The following is a 20466-nucleotide window of genomic DNA, read 5'->3' as shown; positions in this document are numbered from 1 at the left end:
ACTCCCCGCCGGACAGTACGCTGGAATGGTCATGGGAATGCGTGTGCTTGCCGCCATGTCGGGCGGCGTCGACTCCGCCGTGGCCGCCGCTCGGATCGCCGAGGCGGGCCACGATGTCACTGGTGTCCACCTTGCCCTGTCCGCCAACCCCCAATCTCACCGCACGGGCGCCCGGGGGTGCTGCACGATCGAGGACTCGCGGGACGCGCGCCGCGCCGCCGACGTGATCGGCATCCCGTTCTACATCTGGGACATGGCCGAGCGTTTCCAGCGTGACGTGGTCGAGGATTTCGTGGCCGAATACGCGGCGGGCCGCACGCCCAACCCGTGCCTGCGCTGCAACGAGAAGATCAAGTTCGCGGCCGTGCTCGACCGGGCGCTGGCCCTGGGCTTCGACGCGGTCGCCACCGGTCACCACGCCAGGCTGGTCGACGGGGTCCTGTCCAGGAGCGTCGACGAGGGCAAGGACCAGTCCTACGTGCTGGGCGTGCTCACCCGCGAGCAGCTCGGCCACGCGATCTTCCCGCTGGGTGACTCGACCAAGGCGGAGGTGCGCGCGGAGGCCGCCAGGCGCGGCCTGACCGTCGCGGACAAGCCCGACAGCCACGACATCTGCTTCATCGCCGACGGCGACACGCGGGGCTTCCTGTCCAAGCGGCTCGGGTCGGCGGAAGGGCCCATCGTGGACCAGAGCGGCGCGGTGGTCGGGAGCCACCAGGGCGCGCACGGCTACACGATCGGCCAGCGCAAGGGCCTGCACATCGACCGCCCGGCCACGGACGGCAGGCCGCGCTATGTGCTGTCGATCGAGCCGGTGTCCAACACGGTCACGGTCGGGCCGCGTTCGGCGCTGGAGGTCACGTCGATCACCTGCGGTCCGCCGGTGTGGAACGGGCCGTCCGAGGTCTCCGGCGAGCTCGCCGTGCAGCTGCGGGCGCACGGTGAGGTCTATGGGTGCGGCTTCGAGGAGATCGACGGCGGGCTGCGCATCGAGCTCGACCGCCCGGCCACGGGCGTCGCGGCGGGCCAGGCGGCCGTCCTCTACCGCGGGGACACCGTCGTGGGGTCCGCCACCATCGCCGGCGCCTCGTAGCGCTCGCGTCCGAGGGCGTCGTCACGGCCTCGTAGCGCTCGTCGCGTCCGAGGTCGTGACGACGCCGGCCGAACGGTGGACGCCGACCTGACCTGACGTCAGCCCAGGGTGACCGACTCGCCGATCCGGAGACGGCGGATGTCGGCGCCGAGCTTGTCGGATTCCACCCTCAGCCAGTTGTCCACGAGGCCGAGGCCGTTGTCGTTGAGCAGGCCGTCGTGGGTGGAGTACGCCCGCGCGGGGCGTACCGTCCGCAGATACTCCACCATCTCCGCCATCTTCAGCCACGGCGCGTTGGTGGGCACCAGCAGCGTGGGCACCTCCGCCTCGGGGACGGTGAGCGCGTCACCAGGGTAGAAGACCTCGTCGTCCACCAGGAAGCCGACATTTTGCACGATCGGCCAATCGGGGTGATTCTTTGCATGCCACTCGCCGAACACCTTCACCCCGAAACCGGCCGTCTCAAAGCCGTCGCCGTGCCGGACCACGTTCACCTTGACCGGCACGTCGGACAATTCGCCGGCGACGCCCTCGCACGTCCAGATCTCCACGCCCGGCGGGGCGGTCGCGAGCTTGCCAGGATCGACGTGGTCGAAGTGCTGGTGGGTGATTAGGACCGCGTCGGCGCCGTCGAGCACCGGGTCCTCGGTGAACGCCCCCGGGTCGATGACGAGGACCTTGCCGTCCTTCTCCAGGCGTACGCACGCGTGACCGTACTTGGTGAGCTCCATTCGCCAGAGCCTACGCTTGTACCCATGTCTACGTGGGAAGCCACCGGGGTCGGCTCGCATCCTGGAGATGATCATCTTGAAGCGGTCCGGGTCGTGTTCGGTGAGGTGCCGGGGCTGCCGTACCTGCCCGAGCTGCCGGCCAGGGGCGTCGGCGCCGACATGGTCGGCAGGACGGCCGCGCTGCTGATCGAACTGCCCGTCGAGGTGCAGCCGTCCGGGTGGCGGCTGACCGACCGGCCCGGGCGTGATCATCAGCGAGCCGTCGATCATCTGCGACGGGACCTGGACGCGCTGGAGGAGATCGGGCACGACTACGCCGGGCCGTTGAAGCTCCAGGTCTGCGGGCCGTGGACGCTGGCCGGGACGATCGAGCTCAGGCACGGGGACAAGGTGCTCTCCGACGCCGGGGCCGTACGCGACCTGACCGCCTCGCTCGCCCAGGGAGTCGCTGACCACTGCGCCGAGGTGCGGCGCCGGCTGCCCGGGGTGACGGAGATCGTGCTGCAGCTCGACGAGCCGGGGCTGCCTGGGGTGCTGGCCGGGACCGTGCCGACGGCCTCCGGGTTCGGCCGGCTCGCCGCCGTGGAGGAATGGCGGGTCGAAGAGTCGCTGCGGCTGTTCGACGATCCGGTCGTGCACTGCTGCGCCCGCTCCGTGCCGTTCGACGTGCTGCGGCGGGGCGGGGTACGCGGGGTTTCCGTGGACGCCTCGCTGCTGCGGCGGCGGAACCAGGACGCGCTGGGGGAGCTCGCCGAGGCCGGGGCGATGGTCTTGCTCGGCGTCGTGCCGGGCAGGGACGTGCGGTTGCCGGATGTGGGAGTGATCGCCAAGCCGGCGGTGGAGCTGTGGCGGCGGCTCGGGTTCCCGCCGGACAAGCTCGCCGGGCAGGTCGTGCTGACCCCGGCGTGCGGGCTGGCCGGGGCGTCCCCCGCCTACGCCAAGGCGGCGCTGGCGGCGTGCAGGAAGGCCGCCCAGGTGCTCAAGGAGGATCCTGCGGGCGGCAGGCAAGAGGGCTGAGCGCGGATACGCGCTGGGCACTCTTGGATGCCCGGGCCATTCGCGTTGTCGGTGCTCGGCGGTAGCGTTTGCTCAAGCCGTCGGACGAGAGGAGAGGGTGCCGTGACCAGCGAGTCGAGCGTCGGGGGCGTGCCTGTGGCCGCGCTCAAGCGGCATGCCGAGCTGAGCGAGCTGGTCGAGGACGCCCGCTGGCGTTACTACGTGCTCGACCAGCCCACGGTCAGCGACGCCCAGTTCGACGAGTGGTTCAAGGAGCTGCTCGCGCTGGAGGAGGCCCATCCGTCGCTGCAGACGCCGGACTCGCCGACGCAGAAGGTCGGCGCGCCGGTCGCGGGCGACTTCGCCAAGGTCGAGCACCTGGCCAGGATGGAGAGCCTGGACAACGCCTTCAACGCCGAGGACATGACGGGGTGGGCGACGCGCGCCGAGCGGCTGGCCGAAGGCGACCCCGGGCCTTACCTGTGCGAGCTGAAGATCGACGGGCTGGCGATCGCGCTGGTCTACCGGGACGGCAGGCTGGAGCGCGCCGCCACCCGGGGCGACGGGCGCACCGGCGACGACGTCACGGCCAACGTCCGCACGATCAAGGGGATCCCGCACCGGCTCAAGGGTGACGACGTGCCGAGCCTGGTCGAGGTGCGCGGCGAGGTCTACATCCCGGTCGAGGACTTCAAGAAGCTCAACGAGCAGCTCGTGGAGCAGGGCAAGCCGCCGTTCGCCAACCCGCGCAACTCGGCGGCGGGCACGCTGCGGCAGAAGGACCCGCGCATCACGGCCCAGCGGCCGCTGCGGATGCTGGTGCACGGCATCGGCGTCTGGGAGGGCGCGAAGGAGCCACGGGCGCAGTCGGACGTCTACGACCGGCTGCGCGAGTTCGGGCTGCCGGTGAGCGATCTCTACAAGGTGGTGCCGGACTTCGACGGGGTCAACGGCTACATCGAGCACTACCGCGAGCACCGGCACGATCCCGCGTACGAGATCGACGGGGTCGTGGTCAAGATCGACGCCTTCCGCACGCAGCGGGAGCTCGGCTCCACCTCGCGGGCGCCGCGCTGGGCGATCGCGTACAAATACCCGCCGGAGGAGGTCAACACCAAGCTGGTGGACATCCAGGTGGGGGTGGGCAGGACCGGGCGGGTCACGCCATACGCGGTGATGGAGCCGGTCGTCGTGTCCGGTTCGACCGTCGAGCGGGCCACGCTGCACAACGCGGCCATCGTGGTCAAGAAGGGCGTGCTCATCGGCGACACCGTCGTGCTGCGCAAGGCGGGCGACGTCATCCCCGAGATCGTCGGTCCGGTCGCGGCGCTGCGTGACGGGTCCGAGCGCGAGTTCGTCATGCCGACGCACTGCCCGGAGTGCGGGACGCAGCTGGCATACGAGAAGGAGGGCGACGCCGACCTGCGCTGCCCCAACGCCCGCAGCTGCCCTGGGCAGATCCGCGAGCGCATCTACTTCGCGGCCGGGCGCTACGCGCTCGACATCGACGGGCTCGGCTACGTCGCGGCGACCGCCCTCACACAGCCGCTGCCGCCGCAGGAGCCCGTGGTGCGCACCGAGGCCGACCTGTTCGACCTGAAGATGGAGCAGCTCACCCCGATCAAGTCGGTCGTCCGCGACCAGGACACCGGCCTGCCCAAGATCGACCCCAAGACGGGTGAGCAGAAGATCGTCTCGTTCTTCTCCAACATCAACGGCGAGCCCAGCCAGAACGCTCGCCTGATCCTGTCGGAGCTGGAGGAGGCCAAGCAGGTGCCGCTGTGGCGGGTGCTGGTCGCCTTGTCCATCCGGCACGTCGGGCCGCCCACCGCGCGCAAGCTCGCCGACGCCATGCGGTCGATCGACGCCATCATGAAGGCCTCGCAGGAGGAGCTGGCCGCGGTCGAAGACGTCGGGCCACGGATGGCGGCCACCATCAAGGAGTGGTTCGCGGTCGACTGGCATCGGGAGATCATCGAACGGTGGCGGGCCGCCGGGGTGCGGATGGAAGACGAGCCGGCGCCGGAGAAGGGGCCGCAGATCCTCGAGGGATTGACGTTCGTGGTCACGGGGACCCTGGAGGGTTACACCCGGGACTCGGCTTCCGAAGCGCTGGCCGGGCGGGGCGGGAAGGTCGCCTCGTCGGTGTCGAAGAAGACGTCGTTCCTGGTGGCGGGGGAGAACGCGGGGTCGAAGTACGACAAGGCGGTGAGCCTGGGGGTGCCGATCCTGGACGGGGCCGGGTTCGAGGTCCTGCTGAACGACGGGCCGGAGGCGGCGGCACAGGTGGCGGTCAAGCCCGAGGAGGCTTAACGACGCTCGGCCCGGCCATGGCGCCCGGCCGCCCGGCCCGGCCATGGCGCCCGGCCGCACATGGCTCGCTCGGGTGGGCGGACATGGGCGGTGTGAGGAGGGGCGGGGCGACGGCTGCATGCGACCGGCCGATGTGCGGGGGTTGGGAGCTTACGCGCATGGGGCGGTGATGTGCGTGCATTGTGCGGAGGGGTCGCGGGTCGGCGGTCTCCCGGTGCGGTGGGAGGGCAGGACCGTGCCCCGCGCGCACATACGGATGGCTGCACGTTTGCTACGCACGGTGGTTTTTGGGTATATGTCGGAAAGGAGAACTACGGACCGTACGCGCTTGGTTTCGCGAAGTGGGGTGAAGGTCGTACCCTCCCATAGTGACCTAATGGGGGTTCTGTTACCGATGACTGACCCAACCGACACCCGCGACACCGGACCACGCGTCGGCACGCCGCTGTGGGCGTTCCTCGCCGGCGTCACCATGATCGGCTTCACCGCCCTCGTCGTGGCGATGCTCAGGCTGGACTGGGTGGCGCTCGTGGAGCTGGCCCGCACGGCACTGTTCTGGGTGCTGGCGGTGCTCGTGATCCTGGGCGAGCTCAGGCCCGTGATGGTGTCATCCGCCAGCCTGGTGGGCGGCACTTACCCGTCCACCATGTTCACCTTCGCCGTGCTGCTGCACTTCGGGCTGCCGGTCGCGGTGTTGATGCAGGCTGTCGCCGTCGCCATCAACGGGGTGGTGACCCGCAAGTCGTGGCATCGGGTCATGTTCAACATCGCTCAGTCGACGTTGGCGCTCACCGCGGCGGCCGTGGTGCTGGGGGCGTTCGGGATCGCACCGAGCCCGGCCGCGCCGTGGGAGCCGAGCGGCGGCCACCTGCCGGCGATCGCGCTGGCCGGGGTGGCCTATTTCGCCTCCAGGGCGACGCTGGTCAGCGGGGCGGTCGCGCTGCACGAACGGCGCTCGATCGTGCGGGTGCTGAAGGTCACCGTGGGGCCGCAGAGCCTCGTCTACGCCGCGCTGCTCGGCCTGGCGCCCCTGGTCGTCGTGGTCATGAACCATTCGCCCGGCCTCGTGCCGCTCTTCGTCGCCCCCCTGGCCGCCGTCTACTTCACCGCCACGCTGTCCATGCGCCGCGACCACCAGGCCCTGCACGACGAGCTGACCGGCCTGCCCAATCGCAAGATGCTCATCGTGAGCACTGAGGAGGCGCTCGCCGAGGCCCGTCAGGACGAGCGGGTCGGCCTGTTCCTGCTCGACCTCGACCGGTTCAAGGAGGTCAACGACACGATGGGCCATCCGGTGGGCGACCGGCTGCTGCAGATGGTCGCGCACCGGCTCACCCATTCCGTACGCCCCAAGGACGTCGTGGCCCGGCTGGGCGGCGACGAGTTCGCCGTGCTGCTGCCCTCGATCAGGGACGCCCACGCGGCCAGGGAGGTGGCGGCCAGGTTGCGCGCGGCGCTGACCGAGCCGGTGCGGCTGGAAGGCATGACCTTCGACGTGGACGCCTCGGTCGGGATCGCGCTCTATCCCGATCACGCGCCCGATTTCGAGCTGCTGCTGCAGCGGGCCGACGTGGCGATGTACCTGGCCAAGGAGGGACGCACCGGCGTCGAGCTCTATCAGCCGGACAAGGACCGCAACTCGCCCGAGCGGCTCACCTTACTCGGTGATCTCCGCCGCGCCATCGACAACCGGGAGCTCCGGCTGCACTACCAGCCCAAGGTGAGCCTCGGCAGCGGCGCCGTCCACGGGGTGGAGGCCCTGCTGCGCTGGCGGCACCCGGTGCACGGGGCGATCGCGCCCTCCGAATACGTTCCTTTGGCCGAGCAGTCCTACCTGATGCGGCAGCTGACGGCATACGTGATCGAAGAGGCTCTCGAGCAGGCCGCCTGCTGGTGGCACACCGGGCTCAGGGTGCAGATCTCCGTCAACATCTCCGCCCGCGACCTGCTCGACTCGGCCCTGCCCGAGCAGCTGGAGGTGGGTCTGGCCAAGTACGGGCTGCCGCCGTCGGCCATCCAGCTGGAGGTGACCGAGCGCATCCTGACCGGCGACCAGGCCTATACGCAGGAGACCATCAAGGCGCTGGCCACGCTGGGCGTGCCGCTGGCCCTGGACGACTTCGGCACCGGTTACTCCTCGCTGATCAGGCTGCAGCGGCTGGCGGTGTCCGAGGTGAAGATCGACGCCTCGTTCGTGCGCAGGATGGCCGGTTCCGAGGACGACGAGCGGATCGTGCGCTCGATCGTGGACCTGGTGCGCTCGCTCGGGCTGCGTTCGGTGGCCGAGGGCGTCGAGTCGGACGAGGTCGCCATGCGGCTGGCCGAGATGGGCTGCGACGTGGGGCAGGGCTGGCTTTTCTGCAAGCCCATGCCCGCCGCCGATGCCACGGTCTGGATCCGCGAGCGCTCCGAGGCCGCGGCCGCCCAGGTCAAGTTCGGTTACCGGCCCGAGGTCAGCCGCTCCGCCTGACTAAGTCGATGGCCTTTCCACGTCGGCCGCTCCGGCGTCCACTTGGGCGGGCTCTTCCAGAGCGCGCGCCGGAACAGGTACACCGGCAGGAGCAGGGTCGCCAGCGAGAAGCCCGCCAGCAGCAGCACGCCGGGCAGGTCGTAGTGACCCGGACGGAAGACCTTGACGTCGTGCCCGGCATCGAGCGCCGCCACCCGGTCGCCCGCGGCAAGCTCATCCGACCCGTATCCGAAGATCCAGGCGTCCGGCTTGGTCAGCGAGCCGTCGCCTGACACGTAGACGCCGTTCCAGTTGCACGGGCCGCGGCCCGAGCAGTCCAGCTCCCGCGCGGTGAAGTGCCCCATCGTGCCCTGCTGCCGCGCGGCTCGGAACTCCAGCTGGGCGGCGTCCACGGTGACGACGGTCAGCAGCACACCGGCCAGCAGGACCAGCGGCGTGGTCAGGGCCACCAGGACAATCAGGCATCCCGCGCCGCACCCGTTACGCTCCATGGCCCGCCTCCTGGAGGGGCAACGAGCGGGCGACCGGGATCGTTCGGCGTGTTGCGGGCCGGTTAATGGTTCAGGGGCGCTGCGTCAAGCCCCCTAGGATGGCAGTGTCCAAAGACTCCATCCACGAAACGGGTTAAACGACTCATGTCCGCCATAACCCGCGACGAGGTCGCACACCTGGCCCGGTTGTCCAGGCTGGCGCTCACCGACGACGAGCTCGAACACTACGCCACCCAGCTCGATGCCATCATCGAGGCGGTCGCGAAGGTCTCCGAGGTCGCCGCCGAGGACGTGCCGCCGTCGTCGCACGCGCTTCCGCTGACCAATGTCTTCCGTGCCGACGAGGTGCGACAGTCGCTGACCCCCGAGCAGGCGCTCGCCGGCGCGCCCGCCGTCGAGGGCGACCGCTTCCAGGTGCCGCGCATCCTCGGGGAGGAGGCATGAGTCTCATACGTAAGACCGCCGCCGAGCTGGGGGCGATGATCGCCGCAGGCGAGGTTGCGGCCGCCGAGGTGGCCGAGGCTCACCTGGACCGCATGGCCGAGGTGGAGCCCAAGATCAGGGCGTTCCTGCACATCGATCGCGAGGTCACGCTGGAGCAGGCGCGGGCCGTCGACGCCAGGCTCAAGGCGGGCGAGAAGCTCGGCCCGCTGGCAGGGGTGCCGATCGCGCACAAGGACATCTTCTCCACGCACGACATGCCCACGACGGCCGCGTCCAAGATCCTCGAGGGCTGGCGGCCACCTTACGACGCGACCGTCACCAAGCGGCTGCGCGAGGCCGGGCTGGTCTTCCTGGGCAAGACGAACCTCGACGAGTTCGCCATGGGGTCCTCGACGGAAAACTCCGCCTACCACCCGACGCACAACCCGTGGGACCTGACGAAGGTGCCGGGCGGCTCGTCCGGCGGTTCGAGCGCCGCCGTGGCCGCGTACGAGGCGCCGCTGTCCACCGGCACCGACACGGGCGGCTCGATCCGGCAGCCCGCGGCCGTGACCGGCATCGTGGGCATGAAGCCGACATATGGCGGCTCCTCCCGTTACGGGATCATCGCGTTCGCGAGCTCGCTCGACACGCCCGGCCCGTTCGCCCGCAACGTGCTCGACGCGGCGCTGCTGCACGAGGCGTTCTCCGGGCACGACCCGATGGACTCCACCTCGATCGACGCCCCGGTCCCCAGCGTGGTCGAGGCCGCGAAGAACCCCGACATCGCCGGCATGCGGATCGGCGTCGTCAAGGAGTTCTCCGGCGAGGGCTACCAGGCCGGCGTGCTGGCCCGCTACCACGAGGTCGTCAAGCTGCTGGAGTCGCTCGGCGCCACGGTCGTCGAGGTCTCCTGCCCGTCGTTCACGACCGCCCTGCCGGCCTACTACCTGATCGCGCCGTCGGAGTGCTCGTCCAACCTGGCCCGCTTCGACGCCATGCGCTACGGCCTGCGCGTCGGCGACGACGGCACCCGCAGCGCCGAGGAGGTCATGGCGCTGACCCGCGCCGCCGGCTTCGGCCCCGAGGTCAAGCGGCGCATCATGCTCGGCACCTACGCGCTGTCGAGCGGCTACTACGACGCCTACTACGGCCAGGCGCAGAAGGTCCGCACGCTCATCGCCCGCGACTTCGAGGCCGCCTACCAGCAGGTCGACGTGCTCGTGTCGCCGACCACGCCGACGACGGCGTTCCCGATCGGCGAGCGCACCGACGACCCGATGGCGATGTATCTCGCCGACCTGTGCACCATCCCGTCCAACCTGGCCGGCAACGCCGCCATGTCGGTGCCATGCGGCCTGGCCGACGAGGACGGCCTGCCCGTCGGCCTGCAGATCATGGCGCCGGTCCTGGCCGACGACCGCTGCTACCGCGTCGGCGCCGCCGTGGAGAAGGCCCTGGAGAGCCGCTGGGGCGGCCCGCTGCTGAAGGAGGCCCCGTCGCTATGACCATGGTCTATGACGAAGCGCTCGACCGGTTCGAGCCGGTGCTCGGCCTGGAGACCCACGTCGAGCTGGGCACCAAGTCGAAGATGTTCTGCGGTTGCAAGACCACCTTCGGTGCCCCGCCCAACACCCAGGTCTGCCCGACCTGTCTGGCGTTGCCCGGCGCGCTGCCGGTGGCCAACGAAATGGCCATCGAGTCGACGATCCGCATCGGCCTCGCGCTGAACTGCTCGATCGCCGAGTGGTGCCGCTTCGCCCGGAAGAACTACTTCTATCCGGACATGCCGAAGAACTACCAGATCTCGCAGTACGACGAGCCGCTCTGCTTCGACGGCTACGTCGACGTCGAGGTGGGCGGCGAGACCGTGCGGATCGAGATCGAGCGGGTGCACCTGGAGGAGGACACCGGCAAGTCCACGCACGTGGGCGGCGCGACCGGGCGCATCCACGGGGCCGACTACTCGATCGTCGACTACAACCGGGCCGGCATCCCGCTGGTGGAGATCGTCACCAAGCCCATCCCGGGCACCGACCGGTTCGCGCCCGAGGTGGCCAAGGCATACGTCACCGAGCTGCGCGAGATCATGCGCTCGCTCGGCGTGTCCGACGTGCGCATGGAGGAGGGCTCGCTGCGCTGCGACGTCAACGTCTCGCTCATGCCGCGCGGCTCCTCCGAGTGGGGCACCCGCACGGAGACCAAAAACGTCAACTCGCTGCGCAGCGTCGAGCGCGCCGTGCGGAGCGAGATCGAGCGGCAGGCGGGCGTCCTCGCCCACGGCGGGAAGATCATCCAGGAGACCCGGCACTTCCACGAGGACACCGGCACGACCACGTCCGGCCGGTCCAAGGAGGAAGCGCAGGACTACCGCTACTTCCCCGAGCCCGACCTGGTGCCGATCGCGCCGGATGCGGCGTGGGTCTCCGAGCTGAAGGCGGCCCTGCCCGAGCTGCCCTCGGTCCGGCGCAAGCGGCTGCAGGCCGAGTGGGGGCTGTCCGACCTCGACATGCAGGCCATGCACAACGCCGACGCGTTCGACCTGGTCGAGGCCACGGTCGCGGCGGGTGCGCCGGCGGCGGACGCGCGCAAGTGGTGGATGGGCGAGCTGGCGCGGCGCGCCAACGAGAGCGCCGTCCCGCTGGCGGACCTGCCCATCACGCCGGCCCAGATCGCCCGGGTGACCGAGCTGGTGGCCTCGGGGGCGCTCAACGACAAGCTGGCGCGCGAGGTGCTCGAAGGCGTGCTGGCCGGTGAGGGCACGCCCGATGAGGTGGTCGAGAAGCGCGGGCTGCAGATCGTCAGCGACGAGGGCGAGCTGCTGGCGATCATCGACCAGGTGCTGGCGGACAACGCCGACGCGGCCGAGAAGGTGCGGTCCGGGAAGATCGCGGCGGCCGGTGCGCTGGTGGGTGGCGTCATGCGGGCCAGCAGGGGCAAGGCAGACGCGGCCCGGGCCCGGCAGCTGATCCTGGAGAAGCTCGGGGTCTCGGAGTAGACCGCCGTCTCGTGAGGGCCCTGCCGCTTCGGTGGCGGGGCTCTTCGGCGTGATGGCGGCAGCCGTGGAATGGAAGGGCGCCGGTCCTAGGCCCAATGGCCCGGGTGGACTAGGGCCCCCGCTGGAGGTGCGGTGCCGCAGGTCATCGTAGGTTCGTCGGCATGACGAGGAAAGCGTTGACGGCGGGCCTGGTGGCGATGGTGTCGCTGGTGGCCTTCGAGTACATGGCGGTCGCGATCGCCATGCCGGTCGTGGCCAAGGAGCTCGGCGGGCTGGAGCTGTACGGGCTGGCGTTCAGCGGCGCGATGGCCGCGAGCGTGGTCGGCACGGTGCTCGGCGGCCGATGGGCGGACGTCCACGGCCCTCAGGCGCCGCTGTGGACAGGGGCGGTGGGGTTCGCCGCGGGGCTGACCGTCGCGGGACTGGCGCCCAGCATGGAGGTGCTGATCGCGGGCCGGTTCCTGCAGGGCTTCGGCGGGGCGCTGGTCAGCGTGGCGTTGTACGTCGTGGTGGCCAGGGTCTACCCCGAGAGCCTGCACCCCAGGATCTTCTCGTTGTTCGCGACCGCGTGGGTGGTGCCCTCTATGGTGGGGCCGGCGATCGTGGGAGTGGTGACCGACACGCTGGGATGGCGCTGGGTGTTCCTGCTGGTCCCGATCCTGACCGTGCTCTCCGGCCTGGTGCTGGTGCGTGGCCTGGCTGGGCAGCCGGTCAGCGGCGGGCAGGGCGAGCCCGCCCCCGGATTGATGGGCAAGATCGCCTGGGCGGCCGTGACCGCCGTCGGCGCCGGCCTCATGCAGTACGGCAGCAGCGGGGGCCGCTTCCCCCTGCTGATCGCCGGCATGGTGGTCCTGGCTGTCGCGCTCCCGAGGTTGCTTCCCCGCGGCACGCTCCGCGCCGCCCGCGGGCTGCCTGCCGTCGTGGGCCTGCGCGGCCTGTCGGCCGGGGCGTTCTTCGCGGCCGAGGTGATGGTGTCGCTCATGCTGATCGACCACCGCGGCCTGCCCACGTGGGCGTCCGGGCTCGCGCTCATGGGCGGTTCGCTGACCTGGTCGTTCGCCTCCTGGGTGCAGGGGCGGGAGTTCTTCAGCAAGAAGACGAACCTGCGGCTCGGCTCGGCCATGATGGCGCTGGGCATCCTGATCATGGGCACGGTGGCGTTCACCACGGTGCCGGTGGCGCTGGCGTACCCGTCGTGGATCATCACCGGGTTCGGGATCGGGCTGGTGTACCCGACGCTGTCGGTGCTCACGCTGGAGTTGTCGGCGCCCGGCGAGCAGGGCAAGAACAGCTCGGCGCTGCAGGTGGGCGAATCGGTGTTCTCGGTGGTCGCGGTGGCCGTCACGGCCGCGCTGTTCACGCCCACCGAGTCGGGTTACTGGACGGTGTTCGCGGCCACGCTGGTCATGGCGCTGGCCGGGCTGGCCATCGCCGGGCGCTCGATCAAGGACGGTTCCGCCACGGTGGCGGAACCGTCCCAGGAGTCGCTCAGCCGACCGGCGTGACGTCGGTCTTCCGGGCGAAGAGCTTCCTGAACAGCGGCGTGAGCAGAGCCAAGAGCGAAAGTCCCAGAAGCACCGCCGCCACCGGGCTGCGGACCAGGACGGTCACGTCGCCCGCGCCGATCGCCAGGGCCCGGCGCAGCTGGATCTCCGCCATCGGGCCCAGGATCATGCCGATCACGGCGGGGGCGACCGGGAGTCCGAAGCGGCGCATGGCGTACCCGAGCAGGCCGAGCAGGAACAGCACGAACAGGTCCACCACGGTGCCGTTCAGCGCGTAGACGCCGAGGGCGGCGAAGAGCACGATCCCGGCATACAGGTACGGACGCGGGATCCGCAGCACCTTCGCCCACGCCGGCGCCAGCGGCAGGTTCAGCACCAGCAGCATCGCGTTGCCGATGAAGAGCGACGCGATCATGCTCCACACCAGCGCGGGGTTGTGGTCGAACAGCTGGGGCCCGGGCTGCAGGCCGTACTGCTGGAAGGCGGCCAGCATGATCGCCGCAGTCGCCGACGTCGGCAGGCCCAGGGTGAGCAGCGGGACCAGGGTGCCGGCCGCGGAGGCGTTGTTGGCCGCCTCCGGGCCCGCGACGCCTTCGATGGCGCCCTTGCCGTATTCCTCCTTGGCCACGCCCTTGGCCAGGCGCTTCTCGGCCGCGTACGACAGGAACGTGGGGATCTCGGCCCCGCCGCCGGGCAGCGCGCCGAACGGGAAGCCCAGCGCCGTGCCGCGCAGCCAGGGCCGCCAGGAGCGCCGCCAGTCTGCCCGGCCCATCCACGCCCGGCCGACGGGCACCACATCGGGCGTCGCGTGGCGCAGCCGCGAGGCCACGTACAGGGCCTCGCCGAGGGCGAACAGGCCGACCGCGACGATCACCACGTCGATGCCGTCCAGCAGTTGCGGGATGCCCAGCGTGAGCCGCGCCTGCCCGGTCTGCTGGTCGATGCCGACCAATCCGATCGTCAGGCCGAGCCCCAGGGAGGCCAGGCCGCGCACGATCGAGCGGGACAACACCGACGACACGGCGGTGAACGCCAGGATCGCCAGCGCGAAGTAGTCCTCAGGGCCGAACGAGATCGCGAACGCCACCACGGCCGGCGCCGCCACCACCAGCAACGCGGTCGCGATGGTGCCCGCCACGAACGAGCCGATGGCCGCCGTGGCCAGCGCCTGGGCGGCCCGCCCGCGCCTGGCCATCTTGTTGCCCTCCAACGCCGTGATCATCGACGAGGACTCGCCGGGCGTGTTGAGGAGGATGGACGTGGTCGAGCCGCCGTACATGCCGCCGTAGTAGATGCCGGCGAACATGATGAACGCGCTGGCCGCCGGCACCGTGAACGTGATCGGCAGCAGCAGCGCCACCGTCATCGCGGGCCCGATGCCGGGCAGCACTCCGACCAGGGTGCCGAGCGTGACGCCGATCAGCGCGTACATGAGGTTGACCGGGGTGAGCGCGGCGGCGAATCCGTCGAGCAGGAGCTGCAGCGACTCCACCTAGATCACCCCCTGCAGCGGGCCGCCCGGCAGCGTGACGCCGAGGCCCTTGACGAACAGCAGGTAAGTGGCGATCCCCATGACGACCGCGACCACCGCCGCGCGCACCTTGTGCTCGGCGCCGAGCGCCAGCGACAGCCCGAAGAACAGCAGGCTCGCGCCGATGATCCAGCCGAGCACGTTCAGCAACGCCGCGAACGCCAGGAAGATCCCGCTGACCAGCCCCACGCTGCGCCAGTCCGCCGGCGCGTCCACGTCCACGTCCTCGCTCTCCTCGGGGTCGCCGTGCCCGCCCCGCAGCACGTCGATCACGTAGAACAGGCCGACGAGCACCATGGCCCCGCCGACCAGCATCGGGAAGAAACGCGGCCCGATGCCGAGCTGGGAGGCCGCCGCCGAGACGTCCAGCGTCCCGGCGATCACGAACACTCCCAGCCCGAGCACCACGACCGCCAGCCCGAGCTCGGGCCGCCGCCAGCGAGCCATCAGGAGACGAGCCCCATCTCGGCGATGATGGCCTTGACCCGGGTCTGCTCGGAGTTCAGGTAGTCGGCGAACTGCTGACCGGTCTGGAAGGAGTCGATCCAGCCGTTCTTGGCCACCGCGTCCTTCCACGCCTGCGAGTCGTGCATCTTGGTGACCAGGTCGGTCAGGGTCTTCTTGTCGGCGTCGGAGAGCCCGCCGGGGGCCACGAAGCCGCGCCAGTTGGCCAGCTCCACATCGAGGCCGCCCTCCTTCAGCGTGGGCGCGTCCAGGCCCTCGATCCGCTCGCCCGAGGTCACGCCGAGCGCGCGCAGCTTGCCGGACTTCACGTGCTCGGCGAACTCGCCGACGCCCGAGATGCCCGCGCTGACCTTGTTGCCGAGCAGCTGGTTGAGCGCCTCGCCGCCGCCCGAGTTGGCGATGTAGTTGACTTGCTTGGGGTCCACGCCCGCGGCCTTGGCCATCAGCCCCGCCACGATGTGGTCGGTGCCACCCGCGGACCCGCCGGAGATCGACACCTTGCTGGGGTCGGCTTTCCACGCGGCGACCAGGTCGGCCACCGTCTTGAACGGGGACTCGGCCGGGACCACGATGATCTCGTACTCCTCGGTCAGCTTGGCGATGGGCGTCGTCTCGGCCAGCGTGACCTTCGACTTGTTCTGCTCGATGGCGCCCACCATGACCAGGCCCATGGTCATCAGCAGGTTGCCGTTGCCCTTCTCGCCGGCGAGCTGCGCCAGGCCGATCGTGCCGCCCGCGCCGGGCACGTTGAACACCTCCACCTTGCGGTCGGGAGCGGCGCTCTTGAGCGCCTGCTCGGCCGTGCGGGAGGTCTGGTCCCAGCCGCCACCGGGCGAGGCCGGCGCCATGATGCGGAGCGTGCCGGAGGCGGTGGTGCCGCTCTGACCGCCGCAGCCGGCCAGGGCGCCGATCGAGAGCGCCGCGAGTGCGGCGAGTATGCGCAGGCGCATTGTTAACTCCAACGAGGGGGGAATTTCACGGCTAGGAAACACTGGTTATGAGACTGGGATGGTGAATCCCCATGCCGCCCCTCGTCGAGGCTTTGGAACCTTGCCGTCATAGTGGTCGTATTGGTCGCGACCTGGCTGTGACCTGCGTTTGTTTCCATGTGCCTCGTGAGAAGGGTACGCGACGCGTCCCTAGGGACCCAGCTCTTCGTGCTCCAGATGGTGATCGTGCTGCTCGCCGTCGGGGGCACGGCCGGCGTGTGGGCCGGGCACACCCGCAACCAGCTCGCCGGGCTCCACCAGCAGCGGGCCCTCGCGATCGCCCAGTCGGTGGCCGCGCTCCCGCAGGTCCGCGAGGCCTTCAAACGGCCGGACCCCTCGGCGGTGCTGCAGCCGCTGGCCATGAGCGTCCAGCAGGAGACCGGCGCGGACTACGTCGTGATCGCCAACGCCGAGCAGAGGCGCTACGCCCACCCCAACGCCGCCCTGATCGGCGAGAAGCTGTCCACCGACGGCACCGAGGTGCTCAGGACGGGAAAGGGCTGGGTGGGCACCCAGACTGGCACGATCGGCACCACGGTCAGGGGCAAGTACCCGATCCGCGACGAGTACGGCAACGTGATCGGCCTCGTCTCCGTGGGCGTGCTGGAGACAACGGTCATGGGCCAGCTCGGCGCCGCGCTGCCGCCGCTGATCTGGACCGCGCTCGCGGTCATGCTGGCCGGCCTCGCGCTGGCCGCAATGATCACCGCGCGGGTGCGCAGGCAGACCTTCGGCCTGGAGCCCAAGGAGATCGCCGCGCTGCTGGAGCAGCGCGAGGGCGTCCTGCACGGCGTCAAGGAAGGCGTGCTCGCGCTCGACCTCGCAGGCCGCGTGACGCTGGTCAACGACGCGGCCCGCGAGCTGCTGGGCGCGGTGGTCGAAGGGGAGGACCTGAGCCGGATGCCGGTCTCCGACCGCATGCGCGACGTGCTCGGCGGCGCCGACCAGGGGGAGGACCGCGTCGTGCTGCACGGCGAGCGGGTGCTGGTGCTCAACCGCACCCCGGTCTCCGTACGGGGGCAGCACCGTGGCTGGGTGGTCACCCTCAGGGACCGCACCGAGCTGGTCCGCCTGGCCCGCGAGCTCGACGACACCAGCAGCGCGACGGAGGCGCTGCGGGCCCAGGCGCACGAGTTCGCCAACCGCATGCACACCGTCGTCGGCCTGCTCGAGCTGGGCGAGCACGAGTCCGCCATCGGCTTCATCACCCGCACCACCCGCGGCGCCTACGCGACCGACCTGCGCGAACGCGTCCAGGATCCCACGCTGGCCGCCCTCCTGCTGGCCAAGTCCGCCGAGGCGGCCGAGCGCGGCGCCACGCTGGTGTTGTCGGAGGACTCCTCAGTCCCCGAGGGCATCATCGGTGACCCGCAGGACGCGGTCCTGGTGGTCGGCAACCTGGTCGCCAATGCCATCGACGCGCTCGACGGCGCGGCGGGCACGATCGAGGTGTCGGTGCAGGCGGACTCCGACGGGCTGCGGGTGCGGGTCGGCGACTCCGGGCCCGGCATCGCCCCCGACCTGGTGGACGAGGTCTTCAGGGAAGGCTTCACCACCAAGGCCGCCCACTCGGGACCGCGCGGCCTCGGCCTGGCGCTGACCAGGCAGGCGTGCTTGCGCAGAGGCGGCTGGGTTCGGGTAGTCAACTCCGGGGGAGCGGTCTTCACCGCCCTGCTCCCGGCGGAGGCGGGGACATGAGCGACATTCGCGTGCTTGTCGTGGACGACGATTTCATGGTCGCACGCATCCACAGCGGCTACGTGTCCCGCGTGCCCGGCTTCCGGGTCGTCTCCATGGTGCACAACGGTGCCGACGCGCTCAACGCGGTGGCCGAGCTCAGCCCCGATCTCGTGCTGCTCGACATCTACCTGCCCGACATGTCGGGCCTGGAGGTGCTCAAGGCGCTCCACGACGTGGACGTCATCATGATCAGTGCCGCCCGCGACGTGCCCACGGTCAGGGAGGCCATGCGCGGCGGCGCGCTCAACTACCTGATCAAGCCCTTCACCGCCGCCGCCCTGACCGAACGCCTCCAGCAGTACGCCGACACCCGCAACCGCCTGACCGCCATCGGCCCCGAGGCCCGCCAGGACGACGTGGACCGCCTCTTCGGCAGGCACACGTCGGCCACCCCCATGCCCATGCCGAAAGGGTTGTCCTCGGCCACCTGCGCGCTGGTCGCCGATACCCTGCGAGAGGTGGGTCGCGACCTGTCGGCGGCCGAAGCGGCCGAGCTCACGGGCTTGTCGCGGGTCAGCGCCCGCCGCTATCTCGAACACCTGTGCGCGGCGGGCCAAGCGGAGTTGCGGCCACGGTACGGCACGGCCGGACGTCCGGAACATCGCTACCGGTGGCTAGGTTGACACATTTCCGTAGCCATTTCCCGTGACATATGCGGATCCGCGTGCCTTACTGTTGCCTGAGACTTGGCTGCGGACGCGGGAGGAGATTGAGGCGTGCGAAACGGCGCCGGACCGATCGAATCACCGACCGACCCGTTCGCCTCGGTGCCACTGCCCTCGTCGGCAGTCTCCAAGAAGCCGCGGATCGAAGGGTTACCCCCAGGGGTCTCCCGGGACATCTTCGGCCCGCCGGCCAGGCAGGAGCCCCGGCCGGCACCAGGCCCGAGCGCGCCGGGCGGTTCACCGGGAGGCGCGCTGCCACCGGTGCCGCCGCCGGCGCAGCCGTGGCCCATGAAGGACGCGCAGTCGTCCGCCCCGCCCACTTTCGGGGTGGCCGAACGGCCCGCCACCTTCGACCCCGACCCGCCAAAGCGGCGCCGGCTCCTGCCGGGCCTGGCGTTGTTCGTCGTGGTGCTCGCGGCGCTCGCGTACGTGGTGCCCGCTGTGCTCATGTCAGGGTCGGTGTTGCGCGGCACCCGGGTGGCCGGGGTCGACATCGGCGGGCTGACCGTGACCCAGGCCGCCGACAAGTTGCGTAACGAACTGGGCACCAAGCTCAGCAAGCCTGTCGTGGTCGACGTCGGCGGCCAGAAGGACACCGTCCAGGCCGACGAGGCCGGGCTCGAGCTGGACGTGGTCGGCACGATCGGGCAGGCGCCGAGCGGGTTCCCCAGCCCGCAGGAGGTGTGGCAGGGCCTGACCGGCATCACCGAGCTCCAGCCGAAGGTCAGCATCGACTCCTCCCAGCTCGCCAGGACCGTCGAGGGCCTGGCGGAGGGCGTGGACAAGCCCGCGGTCGAAGGCCGCGTGGTCTTCACCGGGCTGCAGCCGAAGGGACGCGAGCCCGCCGACGGCGTGTTGCTCGACCGGGACGACGCGGTACGCCAGATCGGCGACGCCTTCCTGCGCGGCGGCGGCACGGTAGTGCTGACGCTGCGGCCGGCCAAGCCGGACACGACCAGCGAGGCCGTCCAGAGGGCCCTGGTCAAGGCGCGCAGTGCTGTCGCCGGGCCCATCACGCTGACCCTCGGCGACAAGCAGGTGCAGATTCCCCCTGCGGTGATCGCGGCGAACCTGACGTTCAACCCCGACGGCGACGGCTCGCTGGTGCCGGAGTTCGACGCCAAGGCGGTGCTGGCGAACGTGGAGAGCACGCTCGTCGACGCCGCTCAGCAGCCGCGCGACGCGACGTACCAGATCGTGGACGGCAAGCCGGTCCTGGTGCCCGCCCGCACGGGGCGGGGCGTGAACGACAAGCTGCTGGCCAGGGATGCGGAGAAGGTGTTCGACGCCGGCGGTGAGCGGACGATCCCCGTGCGGCTGGGGGTGGTCGAGCCGGCCGTCAGCACGCAGCAGGTCCGCGGGCTCGGCATCGAGGAGATCGTGGGCTCATTCAGCACGACGTTCGACTGCTGCCTGCCGCGGGTGAAGAACATCCAGCGCATGGCGCAGCAGCTCGACGGGCATCTGGTGAGGCCGGGGCAGACGTTCTCGATCAACGAGGTCATAGGGGAGCCGACCGTCGAGGACGGCTACGTCGAAGCCGGGCAGATCGTCGGCGGGCGCATGGTGAACGTCGTCGGCGGCGGCGTGTCGCAGTTCGCCACGACCATGTACAACGCGGTCTTCTTCGGTGGATTCGACGACGTGGAGCACCAGCCGATGGACTACTACGCGCAGCGTTATCCCGCTGGGCGGGATGTCGCGCTGCTCTACCCGGACACCGACCTGAAGTGGCGCAACGACTCCGAGCACGGCGTGCTGATCAAGACCGCCTTCACCGACACGTCGATCACGGTCACGCTGTGGAGCACCAAGCGGTACGACAAGATCGAGCCGGTCACGTCGGAGCGGCGGGACGTCAAGCCGTTCCGGAGCGAGGTCAGCTCCGAGCTCGACTGTCTGCCGACGGTGGGTGAGCCGGGGTTCACCATCGACGTCGCCCGCGTGTTCTACAAGGGCGGCAAGGTGGTCAAGAAGGACAGGAAGCTGACCACGGAGTACCGGCCTCAGGCCCAGATCACCTGCGCCGGCTCGGGCCAGTAACACCGCCTGCCCG

At 70.5% G+C, this 20466-nt stretch carries 16 protein-coding genes; 11 read left to right on the top strand and 5 right to left on the bottom strand.

The features are described 5' to 3' along the window. The first annotated feature begins 31 nt into the window (after positions 1 to 31). Complete coding sequence (gene mnmA, locus Q9G87_RS13710) at positions 32 to 1093, top strand: tRNA 2-thiouridine(34) synthase MnmA (RefSeq protein ID WP_305916685.1); 1062 nt, start codon at positions 32 to 34, stop codon at positions 1091 to 1093. Positions 1094 to 1191: 98 nt separating this feature from the next. On the opposite strand, the gene Q9G87_RS13705 is transcribed toward mnmA, so the two are convergent. Continuing rightward, positions 1192 to 1824 (bottom strand): MBL fold metallo-hydrolase, encoded by a 633-nt coding sequence (locus tag Q9G87_RS13705; RefSeq protein WP_305916684.1) that lies wholly within the window; start codon positions 1822 to 1824, stop codon positions 1192 to 1194. Positions 1825 to 1848: 24 nt separating this feature from the next. Here Q9G87_RS13705 and Q9G87_RS13700 point away from each other — a divergent pair, with 24 nt between their 5' ends. The 3 genes from Q9G87_RS13700 (at position 1849) to Q9G87_RS13690 (ending at position 7603) form a co-directional block, all read left to right on the top strand. Continuing rightward, on the top strand, positions 1849 to 2841 hold the full coding sequence (locus tag Q9G87_RS13700) for a methionine synthase (RefSeq protein WP_305916683.1): 993 nt from the start codon (positions 1849 to 1851) through the stop codon (positions 2839 to 2841). A 102-nt stretch (positions 2842 to 2943) separates the two neighbouring features. After that, positions 2944 to 5133 carry an NAD-dependent DNA ligase LigA gene (gene ligA, locus Q9G87_RS13695; protein WP_305916682.1) on the top strand — a complete coding sequence of 730 codons (2190 nt, stop codon included), beginning with the start codon at positions 2944 to 2946 and terminating at the stop codon, positions 5131 to 5133. A gap of 394 nt (positions 5134 to 5527) precedes the next feature. Further along, positions 5528 to 7603, top strand: a complete 2076-nt coding sequence (locus Q9G87_RS13690; protein WP_305916681.1) for a putative bifunctional diguanylate cyclase/phosphodiesterase — start codon at positions 5528 to 5530, stop codon at positions 7601 to 7603. Here the strand turns inward: Q9G87_RS13690 and Q9G87_RS13685 are convergent. Next, on the bottom strand, positions 7573 to 8094 hold the full coding sequence (locus tag Q9G87_RS13685; RefSeq protein ID WP_305916680.1) for a hypothetical protein: 522 nt from the start codon (positions 8092 to 8094) through the stop codon (positions 7573 to 7575). The genes Q9G87_RS13690 and Q9G87_RS13685 overlap by 31 nt on opposite strands. A 144-nt stretch (positions 8095 to 8238) precedes the next feature. On the opposite strand from Q9G87_RS13685, the gene gatC reads away from it, so the two are divergent. The 4 genes from gatC to Q9G87_RS13665 all read left to right on the top strand — a co-directional run bounded on the left by gatC (position 8239) and on the right by Q9G87_RS13665 (position 13020). After that, positions 8239 to 8538, top strand: coding sequence for an Asp-tRNA(Asn)/Glu-tRNA(Gln) amidotransferase subunit GatC (gene gatC, locus Q9G87_RS13680; protein ID WP_305916679.1), 300 nt, complete (start codon positions 8239 to 8241; stop codon positions 8536 to 8538). Further along, positions 8535 to 10025: an Asp-tRNA(Asn)/Glu-tRNA(Gln) amidotransferase subunit GatA gene (gene gatA, locus Q9G87_RS13675; protein WP_305916678.1), complete on the top strand. Its 1491-nt coding sequence runs from the start codon at positions 8535 to 8537 to the stop codon at positions 10023 to 10025. The genes gatC and gatA overlap by 4 nt, the downstream gene beginning before the upstream one ends. Before the next feature lie 2 nt (positions 10026 to 10027). Continuing rightward, complete coding sequence (gatB, locus tag Q9G87_RS13670; RefSeq protein WP_305916816.1) at positions 10028 to 11515, top strand: Asp-tRNA(Asn)/Glu-tRNA(Gln) amidotransferase subunit GatB; 1488 nt, start codon at positions 10028 to 10030, stop codon at positions 11513 to 11515. A gap of 161 nt (positions 11516 to 11676) precedes the next feature. Next, positions 11677 to 13020: an MFS transporter gene (locus tag Q9G87_RS13665; protein ID WP_305916677.1), complete on the top strand. Its 1344-nt coding sequence runs from the start codon at positions 11677 to 11679 to the stop codon at positions 13018 to 13020. On the opposite strand, the gene Q9G87_RS13660 is transcribed toward Q9G87_RS13665, so the two are convergent. The 3 genes from Q9G87_RS13660 to Q9G87_RS13650 are packed head-to-tail and all read right to left on the bottom strand — an operon-like array spanning position 13004 to position 15966. Then, positions 13004 to 14512: a tripartite tricarboxylate transporter permease gene (locus Q9G87_RS13660; protein ID WP_305916676.1), complete on the bottom strand. Its 1509-nt coding sequence runs from the start codon at positions 14510 to 14512 to the stop codon at positions 13004 to 13006. The genes Q9G87_RS13665 and Q9G87_RS13660 overlap by 17 nt on opposite strands. After that, entirely contained in the window at positions 14513 to 14998 is a 486-nt protein-coding gene (locus Q9G87_RS13655; RefSeq protein WP_305916675.1) for a tripartite tricarboxylate transporter TctB family protein, read from the bottom strand. Further along, complete coding sequence (locus Q9G87_RS13650; RefSeq protein WP_305916674.1) at positions 14998 to 15966, bottom strand: Bug family tripartite tricarboxylate transporter substrate binding protein; 969 nt, start codon at positions 15964 to 15966, stop codon at positions 14998 to 15000. Before Q9G87_RS13650 ends, Q9G87_RS13655 begins: the two co-directional genes overlap by 1 nt. A gap of 156 nt (positions 15967 to 16122) precedes the next feature. Here Q9G87_RS13650 and Q9G87_RS13645 point away from each other — a divergent pair, with 156 nt between their 5' ends. The 3 genes from Q9G87_RS13645 to Q9G87_RS13635 all read left to right on the top strand — a co-directional run bounded on the left by Q9G87_RS13645 (position 16123) and on the right by Q9G87_RS13635 (position 20453). Continuing rightward, positions 16123 to 17703, top strand: coding sequence for an ATP-binding protein (locus Q9G87_RS13645; protein ID WP_305916673.1), 1581 nt, complete (start codon positions 16123 to 16125; stop codon positions 17701 to 17703). Beyond that, complete coding sequence (locus tag Q9G87_RS13640) at positions 17700 to 18368, top strand: response regulator (protein ID WP_305916672.1); 669 nt, start codon at positions 17700 to 17702, stop codon at positions 18366 to 18368. Before Q9G87_RS13645 ends, Q9G87_RS13640 begins: the two co-directional genes overlap by 4 nt. 93 nt (positions 18369 to 18461) lie before the next feature. Further along, positions 18462 to 20453: a VanW family protein gene (locus tag Q9G87_RS13635; protein ID WP_305916671.1), complete on the top strand. Its 1992-nt coding sequence runs from the start codon at positions 18462 to 18464 to the stop codon at positions 20451 to 20453. Positions 20454 to 20466: the final 13 nt, after the last annotated feature.

This window comes from Nonomuraea turcica (assembly GCF_030718205.1).
GTDB lineage: Bacteria > Actinomycetota > Actinomycetes > Streptosporangiales > Streptosporangiaceae > Nonomuraea.
This window is presented reverse-complemented; position numbering and strand designations above follow the sequence as displayed.

Coding starts and splice junctions, on each gene's coding strand:
- mnmA (WP_305916685.1), top strand. CDS start 32: ATGGGAATGCGTGTGCTTGCCGCCATGTCGGGCGGCGTCGACTCCGCC.
- Q9G87_RS13705 (WP_305916684.1), bottom strand. CDS start 1,824: ATGGAGCTCACCAAGTACGGTCACGCGTGCGTACGCCTGGAGAAGGAC.
- Q9G87_RS13700 (WP_305916683.1), top strand. CDS start 1,849: ATGTCTACGTGGGAAGCCACCGGGGTCGGCTCGCATCCTGGAGATGAT.
- Q9G87_RS13690 (WP_305916681.1), top strand. CDS start 5,528: ATGACTGACCCAACCGACACCCGCGACACCGGACCACGCGTCGGCACG.
- Q9G87_RS13685 (WP_305916680.1), bottom strand. CDS start 8,094: ATGGAGCGTAACGGGTGCGGCGCGGGATGCCTGATTGTCCTGGTGGCC.
- gatC (WP_305916679.1), top strand. CDS start 8,239: ATGTCCGCCATAACCCGCGACGAGGTCGCACACCTGGCCCGGTTGTCC.
- gatA (WP_305916678.1), top strand. CDS start 8,535: ATGAGTCTCATACGTAAGACCGCCGCCGAGCTGGGGGCGATGATCGCC.
- gatB (WP_305916816.1), top strand. CDS start 10,028: ATGGTCTATGACGAAGCGCTCGACCGGTTCGAGCCGGTGCTCGGCCTG.
- Q9G87_RS13665 (WP_305916677.1), top strand. CDS start 11,677: ATGACGAGGAAAGCGTTGACGGCGGGCCTGGTGGCGATGGTGTCGCTG.
- Q9G87_RS13655 (WP_305916675.1), bottom strand. CDS start 14,998: ATGGCTCGCTGGCGGCGGCCCGAGCTCGGGCTGGCGGTCGTGGTGCTC.
- Q9G87_RS13650 (WP_305916674.1), bottom strand. CDS start 15,966: ATGCGCCTGCGCATACTCGCCGCACTCGCGGCGCTCTCGATCGGCGCC.
- Q9G87_RS13645 (WP_305916673.1), top strand. CDS start 16,123: ATGTGCCTCGTGAGAAGGGTACGCGACGCGTCCCTAGGGACCCAGCTC.
- Q9G87_RS13640 (WP_305916672.1), top strand. CDS start 17,700: ATGAGCGACATTCGCGTGCTTGTCGTGGACGACGATTTCATGGTCGCA.